This window comes from Phyllobacterium ifriqiyense (assembly GCF_030817885.1).
GTDB lineage: Bacteria > Pseudomonadota > Alphaproteobacteria > Rhizobiales > Rhizobiaceae > Phyllobacterium > Phyllobacterium ifriqiyense.
The window spans coordinates 1,258,770-1,279,801 of sequence record NZ_JAUSZT010000003.1 but is presented as its reverse complement, the minus strand read 5'-3'; the positions used below and the strand labels follow the sequence as shown (position 1 = coordinate 1,279,801).

The 21,032-nt window shown below is 53.0% G+C and carries 14 protein-coding genes and 2 pseudogenes; 4 read left to right on the top strand and 12 right to left on the bottom strand.

Translation table 11 applies throughout. The annotated features are described in order from the left end of the window. Nucleotides 1-22: 22 nt before the first annotated feature. Both QFZ34_RS13795 and QFZ34_RS13790 read left to right on the top strand, forming a co-directional pair. The gene (locus QFZ34_RS13795) at nt 23-931 is read left to right on the top strand and encodes a LysR substrate-binding domain-containing protein (protein WP_307281952.1); all 909 of its coding nucleotides are present in this window, start codon (nt 23-25) and stop codon (nt 929-931) included. 107 nt (nt 932-1,038) lie between these two features. Next, on the top strand, nt 1,039-1,296 hold the full coding sequence (locus QFZ34_RS13790) for a DUF982 domain-containing protein (RefSeq protein WP_115054679.1): 258 nt from the start codon (nt 1,039-1,041) through the stop codon (nt 1,294-1,296). A gap of 48 nt (nt 1,297-1,344) precedes the next feature. On the opposite strand, the gene QFZ34_RS13785 is transcribed toward QFZ34_RS13790, so the two are convergent. The 12 genes and pseudogenes from QFZ34_RS13785 to QFZ34_RS13730 form a co-directional block, all read right to left on the bottom strand. After that, nucleotides 1,345-3,003, bottom strand: coding sequence for a GMC family oxidoreductase (locus tag QFZ34_RS13785; protein ID WP_307281947.1), 1,659 nt, complete (start codon nt 3,001-3,003; stop codon nt 1,345-1,347). A 1-nt stretch (nt 3,004) separates the two neighbouring features. Then, nucleotides 3,005-3,772, bottom strand: a complete 768-nt coding sequence (locus QFZ34_RS13780) for a 3-ketoacyl-ACP reductase (protein ID WP_307281945.1) — start codon at nt 3,770-3,772, stop codon at nt 3,005-3,007. After that, complete coding sequence (locus tag QFZ34_RS13775) at nt 3,772-5,295, bottom strand: GMC oxidoreductase (protein WP_370878760.1); 1,524 nt, start codon at nt 5,293-5,295, stop codon at nt 3,772-3,774. Before QFZ34_RS13775 ends, QFZ34_RS13780 begins: the two co-directional genes overlap by 1 nt. Nucleotides 5,296-5,320: 25 nt before the next feature. Continuing rightward, a pseudogene (locus QFZ34_RS13770) lies at nt 5,321-6,440 on the bottom strand (ABC transporter ATP-binding protein). A gap of 4 nt (nt 6,441-6,444) precedes the next feature. After that, the gene (locus QFZ34_RS13765) at nt 6,445-7,326 is read right to left on the bottom strand and encodes a carbohydrate ABC transporter permease (protein ID WP_115054674.1); all 882 of its coding nucleotides are present in this window, start codon (nt 7,324-7,326) and stop codon (nt 6,445-6,447) included. Continuing rightward, nucleotides 7,323-8,201, bottom strand: a complete 879-nt coding sequence (locus QFZ34_RS13760) for a carbohydrate ABC transporter permease (RefSeq protein ID WP_307281938.1) — start codon at nt 8,199-8,201, stop codon at nt 7,323-7,325. The genes QFZ34_RS13765 and QFZ34_RS13760 overlap by 4 nt, the downstream gene beginning before the upstream one ends. A 91-nt stretch (nt 8,202-8,292) precedes the next feature. Then, nucleotides 8,293-9,540 (bottom strand): ABC transporter substrate-binding protein, encoded by a 1,248-nt coding sequence (locus tag QFZ34_RS13755; RefSeq protein WP_307281935.1) that lies wholly within the window; start codon nt 9,538-9,540, stop codon nt 8,293-8,295. Nucleotides 9,541-9,645: 105 nt separating this feature from the next. Continuing rightward, nucleotides 9,646-11,155: pseudogene (locus tag QFZ34_RS13750) on the bottom strand (aldehyde dehydrogenase family protein). Next, nucleotides 11,155-11,934, bottom strand: coding sequence for an enoyl-CoA hydratase/isomerase family protein (locus QFZ34_RS13745; protein ID WP_115054670.1), 780 nt, complete (start codon nt 11,932-11,934; stop codon nt 11,155-11,157). Before QFZ34_RS13745 ends, QFZ34_RS13750 begins: the two are co-directional and overlap by 1 nt. Further along, nucleotides 11,927-13,528, bottom strand: a complete 1,602-nt coding sequence (locus QFZ34_RS13740) for an acyl CoA:acetate/3-ketoacid CoA transferase (RefSeq protein ID WP_115054669.1) — start codon at nt 13,526-13,528, stop codon at nt 11,927-11,929. The genes QFZ34_RS13745 and QFZ34_RS13740 overlap by 8 nt, the downstream gene beginning before the upstream one ends. 18 nt (nt 13,529-13,546) lie before the next feature. Beyond that, nucleotides 13,547-14,548, bottom strand: coding sequence for a Gfo/Idh/MocA family protein (locus tag QFZ34_RS13735; protein WP_307281933.1), 1,002 nt, complete (start codon nt 14,546-14,548; stop codon nt 13,547-13,549). Further along, nucleotides 14,545-15,582 carry a LacI family DNA-binding transcriptional regulator gene (locus tag QFZ34_RS13730; RefSeq protein WP_307281928.1) on the bottom strand — a complete coding sequence of 346 codons (1,038 nt, stop codon included), beginning with the start codon at nt 15,580-15,582 and terminating at the stop codon, nt 14,545-14,547. Before QFZ34_RS13730 ends, QFZ34_RS13735 begins: the two co-directional genes overlap by 4 nt. A gap of 259 nt (nt 15,583-15,841) precedes the next feature. On the opposite strand from QFZ34_RS13730, the gene QFZ34_RS13725 reads away from it, so the two are divergent. Both QFZ34_RS13725 and QFZ34_RS13720 read left to right on the top strand, forming a co-directional pair. Beyond that, entirely contained in the window at nt 15,842-17,005 is a 1,164-nt protein-coding gene (locus QFZ34_RS13725) for a dihydrodipicolinate synthase family protein (RefSeq protein WP_307281925.1), read from the top strand. Between the two features lie 429 nt (nt 17,006-17,434). Then, nucleotides 17,435-20,998: an autotransporter outer membrane beta-barrel domain-containing protein gene (locus tag QFZ34_RS13720; RefSeq protein WP_307281922.1), complete on the top strand. Its 3,564-nt coding sequence runs from the start codon at nt 17,435-17,437 to the stop codon at nt 20,996-20,998. The last annotated feature ends 34 nt before the right edge of the window (nt 20,999-21,032 follow it).

The window sequence follows — 21,032 nt, the reverse complement described above, 5'->3', positions numbered from 1 at the left end:
CAATAACTAACAGGCAGTCGAAATGGTTACCGGCCGCAACTATCCATCTACGCGCGCATTGCAAGTGATCGTCACGATTGCAGAGCAGGGAAGCACTACGGCCTGTGCAAGAGCTCTGAACATGACCCAGAGTGCTGTCAGCAAGCAACTTCAGACGCTCGAACAAATGGCAGGAACTGCGCTTTTCACGCGAACTCCCTATGGGCTATCCGCTACGGAAGCAGGCCGGATTTATGTCGCTGAGGCACGCGTGGCCTTGGGCGCTTTGGAAAACGCCACCTTGCGTATTGCTGCTTTGGGTTCATCACCAAATGCGATCAAGCTGCATATTCTGCCGATCATGGGAGACCGCTGGGTAATTCCCCGCTTCGCCGGGTTTGCCGATGAGCACCCCGAAATAGACGTTGAACTATCAACCTTTGCCACAACTGACTTGATCAACCAGGCAGACGCAGCATTTCGGTTTGGAGAGGGCGATTGGCCCGGACAGAACAGCTATTATTTGTTTGGGCGTCAGGTCGCGCTCGTGGGAGCGCCACACTTTCTTGCCAAAAATGGCGGCATTCAAAAAGCCGCGGATATTCGCTCATTTCCCCTTCTCGACCACAAACATACGCCCCTTCGCTGGAGCGAATTCGCTTCTGCTCACAAGATCACAAATTTCACTCCGGAACGCATTACCCACTTTGGCTATTATGCTCTCGTCATTCGTGCTGCAATAGCAGGGCAAGGTCTTGCCTTGGTGCCACGCGGCCTGATTGCCGACGAGCTTGAATCGGGCAAGCTTGCCAACCCGCAAGGCTTTGGTTTTAAAAGCAATTATGGCTATTGGCTGACCTGTCCTGATGACCGCCCTCAACGTCCTGCCATGCAGCTTTTCCTGAAGTGGCTCCTGGAGGAAGTCGGCTCGATGCCCCCGGAAATGCGATAACAAAAAAATCATCGAATTGTCATGGAACCCAATGAACTCCAGACACATTGAAGTGTCAGTCTGACGGATGATCATCCCGTCTGACGATTCTACATATGGAGGAAGTGATGAACGACAAGCGTTTTCCCATCCCTGTTATGATTACTCTTGGAGAAACCGGACAACGGGCGGTATCCAGCGTTTGGGAAGCGATCGAATGCCTTCGCAGTCTTTGGCCCGTGAAAAACGGGCCGGGTTATCGTCGCGCCTTGCAGGCATGTATGGACGCTCTCGATGGCTGGAAACCTGCTCATAAAGCCCGGCACGCCTTTATCCGCGCCGCTCGCGAAGCGGGAGTTTTTCTCGATACAAGGCTGCATCAATAGTGGCTGGGCGGCACCTCCGCCGCCTAAAGTCTTTCTGGCATAAATCAGTCAGCTTATGTGCGCCCGTGACCGCGGGCGTTTTGCGTTGAGTTCGTTAGAAAATATGGTGGGAGGCAAAGGCACCATATTGCGGATGATATCGGCACCCTTTTCACCAATCATGATCGTTGGCGCATTGGTATTTGCCGACGGAACACGCGGCATGATTGAACTGTCACAGACGCGCAGTCCTTCCATTCCATATACTTTCAACTCCAGATCAACGACAGCCATGCTGTCTGTTCCCATCTTGCACGTGCCGACCGGATGATGATCCGTCTTGGCGTTGGCGCAGCCATATTCGAAGAGCTCTGCGTCGGAGTTGTATTTCGGCCCCGGCAAACGCTCGGCGAGAACATAAGGCTTGAGTGCCGCTTGCTGCATGATTTCACGCGCGAGCTTCAGCCCTTCAATCGACATCTGGCGGTCATGAGGATCGCTCCAATAATTCGGATCGATTAGTGGTGCAGCAGTCGGGTCGCCGGAACGCAGGCGCACTGTTCCACGCGAACGCGGATGTAAATAGGCTGAGTTAAGGGTAACGCCTGCATTCTTCAAACGCTCTACTCCAGCCTCAATACCTGAGCCGAGTCCCAGGTGAAACTGAATATCTGGCGAACGCGCATCCGCGTCTGCATACCAAAAACCACCTGTTTCGAAGAGGCTTGAGGCAACCGGGCCAGAGCGGAACATCACATATTGAAGTCCTGCCCACAATGTACGGTGGAGCTTGGCGACGCCGTCATAGGTATGATCGCCAGTGCACTCGCTGATAACAAAAAGATCAAGGTGGTCTTGCAGGTTTTCACCAACCCCCGGCAGATCGTGCACCACTGAGACGCCTGCACTTGTTAGGTGATTAGCAGGGCCGATACCTGATTGCAGCAAAAGCTTGGGCGATCCTATTGCACCGGAACTGACCACAACCTCGCGATCTGCACGGATCACCTCGCGCCTGTTTCCTGTTATGACCTCCACACCAACAGCCCGCATACCCTCAATGACAATCTTCGCCACTTGTGCGCCCATACGTACCGTCAAATTCTTCCGGTTCTTTATGGGGGCGAGATAGGCCATCGAAGCGGAAGAACGCCGCCGATTGCGCTGCGTCAATTGGTAAAAACCAACGCCCGCCTGTTGTTTTCCGTTGAAGTCATGATTGTAGGGAATACCGAGTTCCTGCCCCGCCCGAATATAGGCATCGCAGATTGGCAAAGTGGCAGCGGGCATCGAAACACCGAGCGGGCCGCCATAGGAGTGGTAATCATCGGCAAAGCGCTGATTGTCTTCAGCTCTCTTGAAATAAGGTAGAATGTCCCGATAGCTCCAGCCCGTGCAACCATCCTCCTTCGCCCACAAGTCGTAATCTGTTGCATTGCCGCGTGCATAAAGCTGCGCATTGATACTGGAACCGCCGCCGATGACCTTGGCTTGTGTATAGCGCAGAACGCGATTTTTCATGTGCTTTTGGGGCACGGTTTCCCAGCCCCAGCTGGCGACACCCTTTGTCATTTTGGCAAAGCCTGCGGGCATGTGAAATAGCGGGTTCCAATCACCCCCACCGGCCTCAAGCAGCAGAACCGACACATCTCTATCTTCGCTCAACCGGTTGGCCAGGACACAACCTGCTGGTCCGGCCCCGGTGATGATATAGTCATAGCTTTTCATTTCAGAGCCTGCTTATGGAAAGTGCCCCATCCGCATGGATGACGGAGCCTGTGGCAAAACTGAAGTCACCGCTGGCCAGTGCAGCGGCAATGCGACCAAGATCATCGGGCTCGCCCCAACGTTTCATCGGCACCAATCCGCCCGAAATCAGCTTGTCGTATTTTTCAGTGACGACGGCGGTCATGTCAGAACGGATAATTCCGGGACGTATATCGAAAACGCTGATGCCGTGCTCGGCCAATCTCAGCGCAAGCCCTTGTGTGAATGCGGCAAGTCCGGCCTTTGTCATGCAATAGTCAAGACGGTCGGGTGAGGTCATTGTTGCTGATACGGATGAAATATTGATGATCGAGCGTGGTGTTTTGGCAGATTTTTCCTGAAGCATTGCGCGAACAACAGCCTGTGTGAAGAATACTGTCCCACGCAGGTTAACGTCAAAAATCGCATCGTAATTTGCCGGGTCAAGATTAAGGAAATCACCCCGGACCTTCGAACCAATCCCTGCATTGTTGACCAGACAATCGATCTTTCCAAATGCACCGGTGATTGTTTGTACTGTTTCCTCATGCGAGGAAAGATCGGCAATGTCAGCTGGGATAAAGAGGGTTTTTGCACCGAGATTCTGCAATGTTTCGACTGCCGATTCACTGGCATTGTCGACTGCAATATCGGTAATCGCCAGATCGAACCCCTTGGAAGCCAGCGCCTTGGCAATTCCAAGGCCGATACCCCGGCGAGCCCCTGTGACAAGTGCAACCGGTCGCCGCATCAGTTCAGCTCCTTTGCAATAATGTAATCTGCCACGCGCAATGCTTGTGCGGCAATCGTCAGCGCAGGATTGACCGCAGCAGAGGTTGGCAAGAATGCGGCATCAACCACAAAGAGGTTCGGATGCTGATAAGCCCGGCAATATATATCTAGAGGTGCAGTCGAAGGATCATTGCCCATGCGCACCGTTCCGCACTGATGAGATGGGGTCTTGCGATCGAATGCTTTCGAGATAACCAGAGGGAAACCTGCTGCCCGAAGCACTGTTTTTATCTGCGCAACCAGTTTGAGATGTGCTGGCCAGTTGCTCCTTATCCACTGCAGAATGATTTTGTCACCATCAATTCGGACGCGGCTTTCCGGCTTTGGTACGTCCTCGCTCATGGCTAGAAAATCCACCGTATGAGCGCAGAACCTTTGCAGCAGCCACTCCGGAACAAGTTTCAAATCTGATTTCAGAACGGGTGCACTAATGCGGCCAAGGAGTTGGACATTACCTAACGGTGCTCCACCCTTTCCGTCCGAAAGATAGAAATCGTTAAAGCCCAACGTCTTTTGATAGACGGAATCATTTCTGAATCTTGGATCAAAGCCAATCACGGCGGACAGATTATGATTCATGAAATTACGCCCGACCTGATCGGAGCGATTAGCCAACCCTGTTGGATTTGCGTCATTCGCCGAGCGTAGAAGCAGGACTGCCGATTGTACCGCGCCAGCAGACAGAATGACGAGCTTGGGCTTGATCATAAAACGTTGGCCGCTGCGTTCATAGTGGACAGCAGTAATCATTTTACCATCAGCGGCTGTTTCAAGCCGGATGACGCGGGAGTTCGTCTGAATCTGAACGTTTGCATGCTTCAACGCAGCGGCCAAAGCGGTGGTTTCAGCGTCCATTTTTCCATTGAAGCTATTAGGATGGGCATCCCAAGGGGTCTTCCCGTGTGAAAGCCATGTGTCGATATCGACACCGAGCGGCAACGAGAACGGATGAACGCCAACACCTTTGAGCCGCTGGCGAAGCAAGCCGATAGGCGCTTCATCCGGCACTGGACTGAAATTATATGGTCTCGAATGTTCCGGCTCAGTCGGGTCTTCGCCAAGCGCGCCCCGCACCTGAAATAACGCCTCGGCTTTGCCGTACCAAGGCTCAAGCTCCTTATAGGAGAACGGCCAGGCCGGAGAAACGCCCTCCATATGCTGCATTTCCTTGAAATCCTCAGCACGATACCGTGTAAGCACCGCACCATAAAATTTCGAGTTGCCACCTACATTGTAGTAGTTGCCGGGATTGAAGGCTTTCCCCTGCTCGTCGTACCACGTCTCATTCGGCCGGAAGACGCCTTGTTGAAAAATGGCTCGCGGGTCACGGTTTTCGGGGCGTTCGGGAAGATGATCGCCCGCTTCCAGAATAAGTATGTCAGCACCTGACGCGGCAAGTCCCGCCGCCAAGGTGGCGCCGCCCACGCCAGAGCCTATGATAACGATATCAGCAGTTGTCCGCGGTTGCATATCCATTGACATGAGCCCTGACCCATCAGCGCCTCAATCAGGCACCAATACGGAGTTGTGATGTTGGGTCAAAGAAAACGGCTTTATCCAAATTAAACGATAGCTGTGTCTTTTGCCCCGGCAGAATACGCGCATCGGCACGTAGACGCGCCACCACTTCCTTACCGCCGAGCTTGGTCACAGCAAAAGTATCGGATCCTGCAGGTTCCACCACTTCGATCAGGCATTCGCCTTCGACCAAAGATGCTGCGTTCCTGTCTGCACCGTCCGGGTCGGTGAGTGCTTCAGGGCGGATGCCGAATACAACCTCCTTGCCATCATAAGTTGCGAGCGCCGCATTGGCCTTTTTGATTGGGAGCCTTAAAGGGGCTGCATCCGGACGCTCTAGGGACACATGAAGGTCTGATGCTCCTCCATCAATCTTCGCATGAAGCAAATTCATGGCGGGTGAACCCATGAAATCCGCTACAAAAAGATTGGTCGGATTATTGTAGATTTCCGCTGGCGTTCCGAACTGCTGCAAAATTCCCGTCCTTCAGAACGGCGATTTTGGTAGCGAGCGTCATGGCTTCGATCTGGTCGTGGGTGACATAAACAATCGTGGTTTTCATACGCTGATGCAGGCGTTTGATTTCCGTGCGCATATCAACACGCAGCTTGGCATCCAGGTTCGATAGCGGCTCGTCGAAGAGAAACACTTGGGGGTTACGCACAAGCGCCCGCCCCATGGCAACGCGCTGACGTTGACCACCGGAAAGCTGGCTTGGCTTGCGATCGAGCAAATGGCCAATCTGCAACATGTCGGCAACCTGTTTGATTGCCTTTTCGCGCTCGGGCTTCGGAACACCGCGAATTTCCATACCGAAGGCAATATTACCACCAACTGTCATGTTGGGATAAAGCGCATAAGACTGAAAAACCATGGCAATATCGCGCTTGGAGGGATGCAGCCCGCTGATCGACTTTCCCTTAATGGATATGTCGCCCGACGTGATCGGTTCAAGGCCAGCGATGGTATTGAGAAGCGTGGACTTGCCGCAACCGGATGGACCGACGAGAACGAGAAAGCCACCCTCATCAATCTCGATGTTGATATCCTTCAGGATCGGCACATTGCCGTATGATTTATGCAGGTCTTTGATTTGGAGAAATGACATTGAATTATCCCTTCACGGCGCCGGACATGAGGCCGCGGACGAAATAGCGTCCGGAGACGATGTAGACGATGAGAGTTGGCAGCGCAGCGAGAATGGCGCCAGCGAAATGCACGTTATATTCCTTCACACCCGTGGATGAGTTGACAAGATTGTTCAGGGCAACCGTCATGGGCGTGCTGCTGAATCCGGAAAACGACGCACCAAAAAGAAAGTCATTCCAGATATTGGTGAATTGCCAGATCACCGACACAACAATGATCGGGCCAGAGGAAGGCAGCAGAATGCGCCGGAATATCTGGAAAAAGCTCGCGCCATCTATCTGTGCAGCACGCACAAGTTCTGTTGGAAATGCTTCATAATAATTGCGGAAATACAGCGTCGTGAATCCCAGCCCATAAATGACGTGAACAAGAATCAATCCCTGAATAGTGCCCGCCATGTTTAATATGCCGAGGACACGCGCCATCGGAATGAGCACGATTTGAAATGGTATGAAGCAACCGAGGAGCAGCATGCCGAACATTACATTCGAGCCGCGAAACTTCCACTTTGTCAGAACGTAGCCATTCAATGCGCCGAGGATTGTCGAAATCGCAACGGCGGGAACAACCATGATAATCGAATTGATAAAGTAAGGCCGAAGGCCCGTTGGCTGCACGCCGATCTGGGCGGTTGACCAGGCGGACAGCCAAGGCTCGATTGTCCATTCGCGCGGCGGAGACAACATTCCACCCTGCCGGATTTCATCAAGCGTCTTGAGCGAATTCACCACCATTACATATAGCGGCAGGAGATAGTAAAACGCGAACAACAACAATGCCGCATAAATGAGAATACGCGTAAGCTTGCCGCTAGAGATCGCATTGTCGGGGCTGGGAGCACTCATTTGTTGCCTCCCCGGATTTCCGAATAAAGATAGGGAACAATGATCGAAAAGATCATGATCAGCATGATGATTGCCGACGACGCCCCTATGCCCATCGAGTTACGAGTGAATGTATAGGAATACATGAAGGTTGCAGGCAATTCGGTGGCCTGCCCCGGTCCGCCGCCTGTCAATGCTATGACCAGATCGTAAGCCTTGATTGCAAGATGGGCGAGCACGACGAAAGCGGAAAGAAACACGGGGCGCATCAGCGGAATGATGATACGGCGGTAAATCATGCTGGTCGATGCGCCATCGATCTGTGCCGCCTTGATGATTTCATTATCAACACCGCGTAGCCCTGCAAGGAACATGGCCATGACAAAGCCTGACGATTGCCACACAGCTGCAATGACAACCGTATAGATCGCCATCTTTGAATCCTTGATCCAGTTGAAGGAAAAACTCGCCCAGCCCCATTGATGCATGGTGTTTTCAAGCCCGATGCCCGGATCGAGGAACCATTTCCATGCAACGCCGGTCACAATGAAGGATAGCGCCATGGGATAGAGATAAATCGGGCGCAGGAAACCTTCAATGCGGATTTTCTGATCCAGCAGAATAGCCAAACCAAGCCCGATAACCGTGCAAATAATAATGTACAAGGAGGCGAAAATGCCGAGATTGGTGATGGCGCGCCACCAATGCGGCAGGGCCCACAATTTGCGGTAATTTTCCAAACCGACGAATCCATAAGTGGGCAGCATTCTGCTGTCCGTAAAGGACAAGACGCCCGTATAGGCAATGAACCCATAGACGAAAATCAATATGATCAGGAAGCTCGGTCCTAATACCAGCTTCGGTATAAGGTCCTGTATGCGGCTGCGGGTATCCATAGCCTCACCCCTTCAATTAAGTATTATTATCGCTGCCGCGCAATTGCGGAAAACTGTTCGGGGCGAAATCGCCCCGAACAGAGATGTATGCTCACTTGGCAGCGTCAACGGCTGCAACAAGTTCCTTGACAGCATCTTCAGACGACAGATCGCCGTTGAACTGGCGTGTTACCACGTCATAAATCGCATTCTTCACGGCAGCCGGGTTGGCATGGCCGTGAGCCATCGAACCATAGAGCGTGCCCGCCTTGTTGGCTTCAGCCAGATCCTTGATGGCTTTTTTGCCGCAAGCATCAAATGCTGTGTCCGGAACGTCCGTACGTGCAGGAGCAGACCCCTTGACCACGTTGAATGCTGACTGGAAAACAGGGTTTTCGATTGCAGAAGCCATAACGAGCTGAGGCTTTGCTTTTTCTTCGCTAACCTTGAACATGGCAAACTGGTCAGAGTTGAATGTCACAGAGCCCTGAGTGCCCGGGAATCGCATGCAAACGAAGTCCTTGCCTGGCTCTTTCTTGGCTTTGACAAACTCGCCCTTTGCCCAGTCACCCATAAACTGCAGGCCTGCCTTGTTCTCGATGACCATTGCAGATGCAAGATTCCAGTCACGACCAGAGAAATTGTCATCCACATAGCTGCGCAGCTTGGTCATGCGGTCGAAAGCTTCCTTCATTTTCTCGCCGCCGAGAGCAGCCGGATCAAGATCGATGAATGCGGCCTTGTAGAAGTCATTGCCGAGCGACAGAACGACAGCATCGAAAATCGTCGCGTCCTGCCAAGGCTGACCACCATGAGCGACTGGTGTAATGCCCTGCTCCTTGAATTTGTCGAGAAGAGCAATCAACTCGTCCCAGTTTGCAGGTTCCTTGCCACCGGCCTTGTCCAGCGCTGCCTTGTTGATCCAGATCCAGTTGGTCGAATGCACATTTACCGGGGCTGCAATCCAATGGCCGTCATATTTCGAGAACTTCTGCAGAGCTGTCGGGATTACATCGTCCCATTTTTCTTTCGCTGCAACTTCATCGAGATTGCCCAGCGCGCCTTGCTTTGCCCAATCGAGAATGTCAAAACCCAGCATCTGCACCGCTGTCGGAGCATTTCCCGCTGTGACGCGAGCACGAAGAACTGTCATGGCTTCTGTACCGCCACCACCAGAGACAGGCATATCAGACCAGCTGATACCCTTGCCTTCCAAATCCTTCTTCAGCACTTCCAGTGCTGTCGCTTCACCACCGGATGTCCACCAGTGCAGAACCTCAACGTTTTCAGCAGCGCGAGCTGCTGTTGTAACACCCATCAGCATGGCTGCTGCGGCAACAGTATTCATCAACTTTTTCATTTAGTCCTCCCGTGAGAAAAAAGAGATAAAAATCCAACAAACCGACTGAAGTTCCCCCAAGTCCGGAACATTCATACAGCATGCAGAATGGCTCTTACAATCGATTTAATTGGTCGACCATACTACTTTCCTACTACCTATATGCATGTTCAATGTCTTGGTTTCCGTGTAGTCCTCGACGGCATGCCGCCCGAGTTCCCGGCCAAGGCCGGATTGCTTGTATCCCCCAAATGGCAGCTCCGATGCTCCATCCATGAAGGTGTTCATCCAGATCGTGCCCGCACGTACTTTACGCCCGACCGTCAAACACGTATCAAAATCCCGGCTCCATACCCCAGCCGATAGGCCGTAATCGATGGAATTGGCTATACGAACCGCATCATCCAAGGTTTCGAACGTCAAAACTGAAAGGACCGGACCGAAAACCTCCTCGCGTGCAACTGCCATTTCGGGCTTCACCGCAGAGAGAATTGTCGGCGACATGAATTGCCCCATGCCCAGGTTTAGCGGCTCGCCGCCGTGGCTGATATCTGCTCCTGACGAGGCGGCATTGCGAACATAATCATTGATTTTCGTCAGGTGTTCAGGTGTGATAATGGCCCCAACCTTGGTGTTAGGATCAAGCGGATCGCCGACTTTCACGCGAGCGGACAAAGCCGCGACGCGGGCCACAACGTCATCCGCGATGTCCCGATGGACAATCAACCGCGACCCGGCATTGCAGCACTCACCTGCATTGAAATAAGCCCCAAAGACAGCCGCATCGATAAAGTCATCCAGATTTGCATCGGGGAATACGATCTGGGGATTCTTGCCGCCCAGTTCCAGCGATACTTTTTTCAAAGTCTGTGCAGCATTCGCCATCGTTAGCCTGCCAACCCCGGTCGAGCCGGTGAAGGAAACCATGTCGACATAGGGGTGCGTCGTCATCGGCGCGCCAACTTCAGGACCTGTTCCGACAATTATATTGACGACACCCGAAGGAATGCCTGCTTCCATCAATATTTCGCCAAGCAGCAAAGTTGAACCCGATGTGAGTTCCGATGGCTTGACCACTGCGGTGCAGCCCGCAGCAAGCGCAAATGGCAGTTTTTGACTGACGATCAGGAATGGAAAGTTCCAAGGCGTAATGATGGAGACAACGCCAATAGCCTCGCGCAGGACAACGCCCAATGTTCCGTCACCAAGTGTGTTGTAGCTTTCGCCATGAAGATCACGACCAAGTGCAGCAGCATAACGCCAGATATCCACTGCACCGCCAAGCTCGGCATTTTGCCTGACTTATCGGTTTTCCTGACTCAATGCAGTCAAGATAAGCAAGCTCGTCGGCACGGGCAGCGATGAGATCGGCTGCTTTAAGCAATATATTAGAGCGTTCTGCGCCCGTCATATACGGCCATGGGCCAGTATCAAACGCAGAGCGCGCGGCAGCGATTGCGCGCTCTGCGTCAACTTTCGTACCCGCCTGATACCGTGAGACCACAACGCCATGTCCCGGACTTTTGCGCTCAATAACATCGCCCGCAGCGCCATTGGTCCATCTGCCATCAATCAGCATCTGGAATTCACGCACCTTGAAATTTTCAAGTGCTTGTGGACGTACCAGAACTGTCATTACCATTCTCCTTTGAACGCGGGCTCACGCTTTTCGGTAAATGCCGAAACACCTTCTTTCAGGTCCGCTGTCTTTGCTACGAGGATCGAGCCTAGGGCTTCGACCGCTGTTCCATTGTCTTCGCCATTGGCAGAAGCGATCATGAGTTTTGCCACTTCGATGGCGGATGGTCCGCGTTTGGCAATGCGTTCTGCATAAGCCCTGGCGGTATCGAGCGCAGTGCCTGTTTCAACCACATGATCGACAAGCCCTAGGGCGTGTCCTTCGTCAGCACTGAAAACCTCGCCACCCAAAGCCATCCGCCGCACAGCCTGCGCGCCAAACCGCAATGTGAGGCGCTGCGTGCCCGACCAGCCGGGGATCATTCCCAAGCCAGTTTCCGGTAGACCAAGCTTGATATGCGTTTCTGCAATACGGATATCCGCAACCGCAGCAAGCTCGAGCCCGCCACCCAGTGCATGCCCGTTAAGTGCTGCAATCAGCGGCATCCGCAAAGTCGCAAGGCGCTCGAAAACGCGATGACCAAAACGGACCCAGGCATGTCCGAATTCATTTGGCGTCATTGCTGCCCAAGCCTTGATATCACCGCCAGCGGAAAACGCTTTTCCCTCTCCTGTCAGGACTGCGACACGTACCCGGCCATCAGCTTCAACTGTGTCACAAGCCGCGCTCAACTCCTTCAACATGTCGATGTCCAGAGCGTTCAGTTTTTCGGGCCGCGCAATGGTTATGATTGCGACATGACCGTCAATTGAAACGTGGATACGAGCCTCAGTCATGGAGTGTCCTCGGCTTTTTCTGTGGCAGTTTCAGACCAAATGGCTCCGAGGCAAACAGATGGGCGTCCATTAGTTTCAGATCGCGCGCAACAACCAGCGGGAAATCGGATTGATCGAGAATATGCGCTTGCAGATCGATCCCCGGCGCGATTTCCGTCAAAACCAGGCCTTCTGGCCGTAGAACCATAACGCAGCGTTCTGTCACGTAAGTGATGTCCTGACCCTGTTCTATCGCCCGGCGGCCGGAGAAGGTGACATGTTCGACTTCGTTGACAAGCTTTTTAAGCTTGCCTTCCTTCTCGATAACAAGTTTGCCGTTTTCGATATGGACTTTCGCACCGGCATTAAACATGCCCGAGAAGACAATCTTCTTTGCCCTTGCCGTGATATCGACAAAGCCTCCGGCACCCGCCGTAACGTGAGGACGGAAACTGAGCTTTGAAACATTGACCGACCCGGACTTGTCGATTTCCAGAAAAGAAAGAAGCGATGCATCGAAGCCCGCGCCTTGGAAATAGGTAAATTGGTGCGGTGAAGGAACAAAAGCTTCGGCATTGGATGCACAACCGAATGCGAAGTCCAGCAGCGGGATGCCACCGACCGGCCCTTGCTCGATCACCCAAGTGACAGTGCCATGCAGGCCTTCTTCAAGCAGAATGCGAGGCACATTTGCTGAAATACCGAAACCGAGATTAACGGCGCTGCCTGCCTCCAATTCGCAGGCAACCCGGCGTGCAATCACTTTTTGAATGCCGAAATCAGCGAGGGCAAAATCCTCAAGCGGATGAGAAATTTCTCCGGAAATTGCCGGATCGTAAATGGTTTGCGTGGTTTGTTTCTGATCTGGATCTACAATAATATAATCGACCAGAATGCCGGGCACGCGCACATCATGCGGCTTCAAGGACCCGCTTTTGGTAATTCGCTTTACCTGCGCAATAATAATTCCGCCGTTGTTGCGCGCGGCCAATGCTTGATCAAAACCACCAAGATAGGCGCCCTCATGTTCGTAAGTCAGATTGCCGCGCTCATCGGCAGTCGTGGCACGAATGATAGCAACCTGCGGAATAACAGGCTTGAAGAACAACCATTCCTCACCCTCGAAATTAACCTTCCGGACGAGTGCTTCTTTCGCGGCTGAGGCATTCATAGCGCAGCCCTGCCGGTCCGGATCGACAAATGTATCCAAACCAATCTTGGTCAATACGCCCGGACGTTTGGCGGCGGCTTCGCGATGCATATCAAACAGAATGCCGGACGGAACATTATAGGCCGCAACCTCATCATTACCGATCATTTGCCAGATCAAGGGCGGCTCAGAAGATGAAGGCCCCGACGGATAGGAACCACCGATAATCTTTTTCAGCAGCCCCTTCTTCGCAATATAATCGACGCCCTTAATGCCACTCATATCACCGGCTGCGATTGGGTGCAGCGTGGTGAGGTCGCGCGGATGCCCCGTTGCATCGAAACGGGCACCAATTGCCTTTAGCATCAGATCTGGACAGCCGAGACCACTTGATGAAGATACCGAGACAACGGCTCCATCAGGGATGAGTTCTGCAGCCTGTTCTGGTGTTATGTGCTTGTTCATACTTCTTTTTCGTTCTTCTCAAAGACCAGGATCAATTGGTTGGGTCACCCCGGTTTTCGCCGCTTCCGCTACAGCCAGACCCGCAGCCAGCGACCAAAGTCCATCTTCGCCGTCTGCTGCCGGTTTGCCGTTTCCGGCTATTGCTGCGTGAAATTTGGCGATGCCAGTTTCGTAAAGGTTTTGGTGATCGAGTTTTAATTCGAATTCGCCATCGGCATTGCGCAATGTCACGATGCCGACGGGCTTTTGCGACATCACATTACGGCCAACGAGAGATCCTTCAGTGCCATGCACCTCGAATCCGGTATCGGCGTATTTGGTTGTGAACCCGTCATGAAACATGGCGATCAAGCCGGATTTGAAGCGCATGATGCCCATAACGGCATCAGCAAGATCAGCCTTAGCCAAACCGCTTTGTTGAGTGGAAGCAATGACTTCTACCGGATCATCGCCCAAAACATAACGCAACGTATCCGTATCGTGTACGGTGATGTCGAGGATGACTCCCCCACCCGCATCCGGGCGATCAAGTCGCCAGCCCTGCAAATGCGGCGGCAAGTAAACAGCGTGAAATACCCTCGCCGCCAGTGGCTTGCCGATCTTGCCGGCGGCAATCGCATCACGCATGGCTGTATGGGTCGCGGCATTGCGCAGATGATGGTTGGTGGCGAAGACAACATTCGCAGCTTTGCACGCGGCCACCATCGCCTTCGCATCGTCCAGACTGGTCGCCAAAGGCTTCTCGCAAAGCACGTGTTTTCCGGCCTTTGCCGAAGCCAGAACCTGATCTTTGTGCAGCTCGTTGGTAGTCGAAATATAAACGGCATCAATGGGTTGTCCGCTCAGTAATTCGTCCAGCGCCGTAACCGAATGAGCAATGCCATGATCGGCGGCATATTTTGCACCGCGCTCGGCATTGGCGCTCATGACTGAAACGATCTCGCCGCCATTGGCGCGGATTGCATCGATCACCCATTCATGCGCAATCGTGCTGGCCCCGATCAATCCCCAACGTATCACTCTATTTCCTCCAATTGCTTGACAGGTGCACCGCAGCTCTGGCGAACGACGAGCCGTACCGAAGTCGTGATCGCCTCCTGATCCCGTTGCCCCGAATTGATTTGCTTGAGCAGCAGCTGGGCTGCTCGCTGGCCCATTCCCTGCGGATCAACAGATACAGTTGTCAGTGCCGGCACCGCAGTCTTCGCCTCGATCACATCATCGAAGCCTATGATTGCAAAGGATTTTCCGGGCTCAAGGCCATGGGCGCGCAGACCATCGCAAACACCAAAAGCCACAGCATCATTCAAGCATAGTGCTGCTGTTGGGCGCTCTGGAATAGTCATTAGACGCTCCAATGCGACGACTCCGCCAGCGCGTGAAGGCGCCGAATGAATGGTGTATTTTTCTTCCGCCGCGATGCCCGCATCCTGCAACGCATCGCGGTATCCGCGAAGCCGTTCACCAAACACGGCTGTATCCTGGAAGCCGCCCATGAAGGCGACCCGGGAATGTCCCAGCGAGATCAAATGGCGCACAGCCGCTTTTGCACCGGCATAATTATCGGACAGAAGTGTCGATACTTTTGCGCCGGGCAGATTACGCACAACGACCACAACCGGAATGTCGCCGCCCACTAATGCTTTGATATCACTAGCTTCTGTTCCCCGCGCCGGTGACAGGATCAACCCTGCAATACCGTTCTCCCGCATGGAAGCGATGACCTCGCGTTGGCGGTCGACGCTCTCGCCGCTATGAGCAAGGAACTGAACATAACCAGCCGATTGAACCACCATATCCATCCCGACGGCCAGTTCGGCGAAGAAACTATTGGTCAAATCATTGACGACAATGCCAACGATTTTCGATTTGGACTGACGAAGATTGGCGGCGCCGCGATTATAAATATAGCCAAGCTCCTTGATGTGAGCATTGACCTTTTCACGGGTAGTCTCGCTGACGAGAGGGCTTTTCTGGAGGACCAACGACACAGTGGATTTCGACACACCAGCGGCGCGCGCAATATCCACGATGCTTGTTCTGGTCCGGCTCAAAAGCATATCCTCCAACCTATGCGATATATAATTGGAACGTTCCAAAAAGGTCAAGTGAATATTTAACACAACCTAACACACCAATTATTCCATTTATGGTAGAAATTTTTGGGGAATTTTCGTGCATTCTTCGGCAAAAATCCGGAGCTTTTTGGCTATACGCTCCCATTACACGCCGACCTTCATCCAATTTCCATTTATTGCTTGTATTTTGGATCGTTCCAAAATAATTTGTGACTTGTTCGATGGGAGCCAAGCAATGACCCACACCTTGAAGTTGCCAGATCAGGATAGTGCAATCTGCGATTACAAGCTGATAGGCACCCCAATTGCCTTTCCAGCCAGCCCGCCAGTCTTCAATCGCATTGCATACGCAGCTGCGCATATTGTCTCTGATCCGCTTCGGGATTCGACACCTTGGGGTTCGCCAGCCATTGATTGGGATGCAACCTTGGCGTTTCGTCACCACCTCTGGTCACTTGGTTTCAAGATTGCAGAGGCGATGGATACAGCGCAGCGCGGTATGGGGGTTGATTGGCCAGTTGCACGCGAATTGATCCGCCGGTCACTGGCAGAGTCGCGCACTGTTCCGGGTGCTGATCTTGCCTGCGGTGCCGGTACAGATCAGCTTGCACCCGAAAACGCCAAGACGCTTCAGGATGTCATCGACGCCTATGAAACCCAGATTGATTTTATTGAGGCTGAAGGTGGACGCGCAGTAATGATGGCCAGCAGAGCGCTGGCCCGCATAGCTCGCTCAGCGGAAGACTATCGCGCTGTCTATGGAAATATTCTCGCGCAGACGCGTGAGAAAGTCGTGCTGCATTGGCTGGGTGACATGTTTGATCCGCAACTTGCCGGTTATTGGGGTTCCTCCTCTTTCGACAAGGCGCTGGAGACAGTGCTCGCGATTATCAATGACAATAGAGACAAGGTCGAAGGCATCAAGATTTCCCTCCTCGACAATGCCAGCGAGATCGAACTGCGCAAACGCCTGCCGGAAGGCGTTCTCTGCTTCACCGGCGATGACTTCAACTATGCGGAACTGATAGAAGGTGATGGGGAACGCTACAGCCATGCTTTGCTCGGCATTTTTGATGCGGTAGCCCCCTCGGCCTCCAAAGCGCTAGCTCATCTCGCCAAAGGTGAAACACAGGCATTCCGTTCAATCATTGAGCCTACTGTTCCGCTCTCGCGCAAAATTTTCGAAGCGCCCACACAATATTACAAAGCCGGCGTTGTATTCCTCGCCTGGCTCAACGGCCACCAGCCACATTTCATCATGCCCGCAGGTATGCAATCGGCACGCGGCATTGTTCACTATGCGGATATTTTCCGTCTCGCCGATCAGGCAAACGTTCTGGACAAGCCTGATTTAGCAGTGGCCCGCATGACGAGCCTGATGCAGGTCTACGGATTGTAAAAATGGGATAACGACCATCTAAGCCAAAAAGAGCATTGATTTTTGTAATGTTATTTAATAACTAAACGCATTTCCTATAGACGGCACGGCGGAATTTTCTGCTCAAGCATCGTCAATTTTCGTCAGCTCTTTCCAATCCAAGGAGGTCAACGCGCTGATCCATTTGCGCAGCAAAGGCACGTGCTGGAGTACGTTTAACCATCCGTCCCAAGTTTATTTTAAATTTTGCATATTTCCGGAGTTCATTATGAAGATCGACTTTTTGAGCAATTCAAACCGCTCACCGCTTTCGTACCATAGTTCTTACGTTCCCTCGAAGAGAACAGGCCATCTCAAGTTTTGGAAGGCCGCAAATTAGCATCAATTGCCGGGATCGCTTGCTTTTGCCTCAATCCTCTCGCCCAGGCAGACCCTGCCCCAGTCGTAAGTGTGGTCGGCAAACAAGGAGACAACGGTCAGGTAGGAGATGATAGCCATGATGACAAAGAGGAGCTTGGCGGAACCGGAGGATCAGGCGGTGTGGGCGGTGTGGGCATAACCATTTTGCAATCAAACGATCCGACCTATAATGGCAATGTTATCGGGGGTAATGGTGGCATAGGTGGGCAAGGCGGCAAAAAACACCATATCCACACGAAAGAGGAAGTTGGCCACTCCGGAAAACACCTTGAAATGAGAGGTGGCTCAGGCGGTTACGGTGGAGTAGGCGGACTAGGCATTTTCGTGAAGAGGGACGAATTGACTTTTCACGGGACCGCAACCGGCGGAACTGGTGGAAAAGGTGGCTCAGGCGGCGAAGGTATGGAAGTCGATGGTGATGCTATTACATCAACCGCTCCTACCAATGATCCCTCTAATATTCCGGGCGAAAAACAATATTCCTCTGCAGAGGAACACAATGGCGGAGACGGCGGAAAAGGCGGAGACGGTGGCGTCGGCATTTATGCAAAAAAGCTGGAAAATAACGGCACAATTATCGGCGGCACAGGCGGCTTAGGCGGTGATGCGGGCTATGGCAACAATGGCATCGGTGCTCATGGGCAAGGCGGCAAAGGTGGCATCGGTGCCAGCGTTGCTGATCTGCTTAATAAAGGAAAGATTCAAGGTGGCATTGGCGGTAGTGGTGCCGGAAAACCAAAATATGGCCTCGGGGGTAATGGTGGAACAGGTGTCCTTGGCCGCAGGGACAGTATTATAGTTAATGATCAAGACATTCTGGGGGGCATTGGCGGGCAAGGTGATTCAAGCATGGCCTCTGGCGATGGCGGCGCTGGCATGGAAACGATGTCCGGCAGTCAAATTACCAATAATGGTACTATCCGGGGTGGTGACGGCGATGCCAACACTCAGGGAAGAGGTGGTATAGGCGTATCTCTTATAGGAACTCTTATTAATAACGGAACCATAAGTGGTGGTGACGGCGGTAGAATACGCTCGCTTGTGAAAACACCGGACATGCCCGAAGCGATCAGGGGGACAGACAGCCTTGGGGTCAATGTTGGCAAGGGTTCTGGTAGTACGATCATCAATAATGGCACTATCACCGGCGGTTTTGGCCCGGACAACCAACAAGGCGAGGCCATACAGTTTTCCGAAAAGGCCGAGGACGGCGCACTTATTCTACATGCCAAATCAAATATTATTGGTAACGTAATAGCCAAAAAATCGATCAGTTTGAAACTAGGCGGTACGCAAGCAGCAAGCTTCGATGTCTCCAAAATTGGCCGCGCAGCGCAGTATCGCGGTTTCGGCGCATTTTCGAAAATTGATAGCGGAACCTGGACACTTGAGGGTGAAACAGACGCTGTTATGCCTTGGGCAGTCTCTGGGGGTACGCTTGCAATTTCTTCGAAGCGAGGTCTTGGCGACGACAAGGGGCAACTCAATTTAGACGGCGGCACTTTGAAAACGATAAAGGAGATGGAGCTGACAAAGTCTATTCTCCTCTCCGACAAGGGCGGAACAATCGAAAATGAAAAAGCCCTCACCCTTTCCGGCCCTATTCTTCAATCTGGCCCCTTTACAAAGACGGGTGCAGGTCGTCTCGCACTGCTTGCGAAGAACACCTATAAGGGCGAGACAATTGTTGAAAGCGGCGAATTAAATATCGCGGCAGGAGCGGCAATTACCTCCAACACCACTGTCAAAAGATTGGGGCGTCTGTCTGTAGATGGCACAGCGCAAGATGTGACGCTGGACAGTGGCTCCCGCATTTCCGGTGTCGGAACAATAGGTGATCTGACTGTAAAGTCCGGCGCAACGGTTTCGCCGGGCAATTCGGTTGGCACGCTTCATCTTGGCAAGGATGTCACTTTTAACAAGAGCAGCATTTTTGACGTCGAAATCAAACATGATTTCTCTCAAGCGGATCAATTGTCGGTTCAAGGTTCGGCAAAACTTCTTGGCGGTGTGGTCGACATACGGCTTGAAAATGATTTAGCAGTTCTAACTGAGGATATGGGCAAGAGCCTGCTCTCAAAAAGCTATAACATCCTCGTTGCAGCCAATGGTGTTACGGGCCAGTTTGATGGCGTCTTGTCGCGCTATAATTACATTAACCCGAAATTGAACTATGCCGCGACCCACGTGGTACTCGGTTTTGAACTCGCGCCGACTGTAAAGAGCGCAAAAACTCAAGATCTGGAGAAACAGCTGGCAGAGCTTGAGGTTGAGAGCGCTGGCATTGCTGCTGATGCGGATGCCAAGCCATTGGCAACGCCTGAGGCAGAGGCGTCTCGCTTCGTCGCCGAAGAGCAGTTGGTCCAACTTGAAGTCAAAAAACAGGTTTTGGAAACAGAACTTCAAAAAGCAAAGTTGGAAACCTTTTTGTCTGCGGATTTCCTCGCCGCAGGTGTTGCAACATCCAACCAGAAAAACCTTTGGGCAGGTGTTCAATCCCTCGGCATGGATAATAACAGGCCGCTGGAGGAAGTTTTGAAATCCACCATCGACAATCCGCTGAATTTCGATGCCCTCTCCGGCGAGGTTCATGCCACGCTTTCCGGTGTTCTGGCGCAGGACAATCACTTCATCTCCGATGCGGCGGCTTCGCGTTTGCGCAATGGCTTTGGCGGGGTGGCAGGCAAGGCCCAGGCCGTTACCACACCATTGGCCTATGGTTCCGAGGGCAAGGCAAAGCAGAGCAATGCCTTTACTGCTGTTGAACCTGCCGCTGCCACCACGGCGTTTTGGGGTGAGGCCTATGGCGCATGGGCGCATGCGGATGGCAATGGCAATGCTGCCGGCTATAGTCGCAACACGGGCGGGTTCATCACTGGCATGGATGGCGTGATTGCCGAAGATTGGCGGCTTGGATTGCTTGCCGGTTATGGCAGCACATCGCTGCATGGCAATGGCAAGGCATCGGTGGAGAACTATCAGCTCGGTGTCTATGGCGGCGCCAAGCTTGATGCGCTCGAGCTTCGCTTTGGCGTCAATCTTGGCCAGCATGAGATCGAGACCAAGCGGAGCGTTGCGTTCGGCGGGCTGAATGAGGAGCATGAGGCTTCCTATGAGGCGGGTTCCGTACAGGTCTTCGGAGAACTCGGCTATCAGCTCGATACGCCCTATGCGGTGCTCGAACCCTTTGCGGCGGCACGCCATGTCCATGTCAAAACCGATGGCTTTGGCGAAGATGGCGCGATCAGCAATCTGACCGGCGCAGCATCAAGCACCGATCTGACGGTGACAACGCTGGGTCTGCGTGCCTCGCGCCAGTTCGCGTTGGGTGAAAGCACGACCCTTACGGCGCGCGGCATGCTCGGCTGGAACCATGGCTTTGGCGATGTGACGCCGCAGGCAAGCCTTGCTTTCAACGGCGGGCAGGGCTTTACGGTTGAAGGCACCGGCATTGCCAAGGATGCCGCTCTCATCGAGGCGGGATTGGACTTCAGCATTGGCAAGGCCACCAGCATCGGCGTCAGTTATACCGGCCAGTTCTCCAGCCAGTCACATGACAATGCCATCAAGGCCGATCTGAGCGTGCGGTTTTAGGAGCGATAAACAAGGGCGGCAGATGAGGCCGTCC

What these genes read in the sequence shown, in the direction of transcription:
- QFZ34_RS13725 (WP_307281925.1), top strand. Translation starts at nt 15,842, where the DNA reads ATGACCCACACCTTGAAGTTGCCAGATCAGGATAGTGCAATCTGCGAT.
- QFZ34_RS13755 (WP_307281935.1), bottom strand. Translation starts at nt 9,540, where the DNA reads ATGAAAAAGTTGATGAATACTGTTGCCGCAGCAGCCATGCTGATGGGT.
- QFZ34_RS13795 (WP_307281952.1), top strand. Translation starts at nt 23, where the DNA reads ATGGTTACCGGCCGCAACTATCCATCTACGCGCGCATTGCAAGTGATC.
- QFZ34_RS13740 (WP_115054669.1), bottom strand. Translation starts at nt 13,528, where the DNA reads ATGAACAAGCACATAACACCAGAACAGGCTGCAGAACTCATCCCTGAT.
- QFZ34_RS13780 (WP_307281945.1), bottom strand. Translation starts at nt 3,772, where the DNA reads ATGCGGCGACCGGTTGCACTTGTCACAGGGGCTCGCCGGGGTATCGGC.
- QFZ34_RS13745 (WP_115054670.1), bottom strand. Translation starts at nt 11,934, where the DNA reads ATGACTGAGGCTCGTATCCACGTTTCAATTGACGGTCATGTCGCAATC.
- QFZ34_RS13775 (WP_370878760.1), bottom strand. Translation starts at nt 5,295, where the DNA reads ATGTCAATGGATATGCAACCGCGGACAACTGCTGATATCGTTATCATA.
- QFZ34_RS13760 (WP_307281938.1), bottom strand. Translation starts at nt 8,201, where the DNA reads ATGGATACCCGCAGCCGCATACAGGACCTTATACCGAAGCTGGTATTA.
- QFZ34_RS13785 (WP_307281947.1), bottom strand. Translation starts at nt 3,003, where the DNA reads ATGAAAAGCTATGACTATATCATCACCGGGGCCGGACCAGCAGGTTGT.
- QFZ34_RS13765 (WP_115054674.1), bottom strand. Translation starts at nt 7,326, where the DNA reads ATGAGTGCTCCCAGCCCCGACAATGCGATCTCTAGCGGCAAGCTTACG.
- QFZ34_RS13790 (WP_115054679.1), top strand. Translation starts at nt 1,039, where the DNA reads ATGAACGACAAGCGTTTTCCCATCCCTGTTATGATTACTCTTGGAGAA.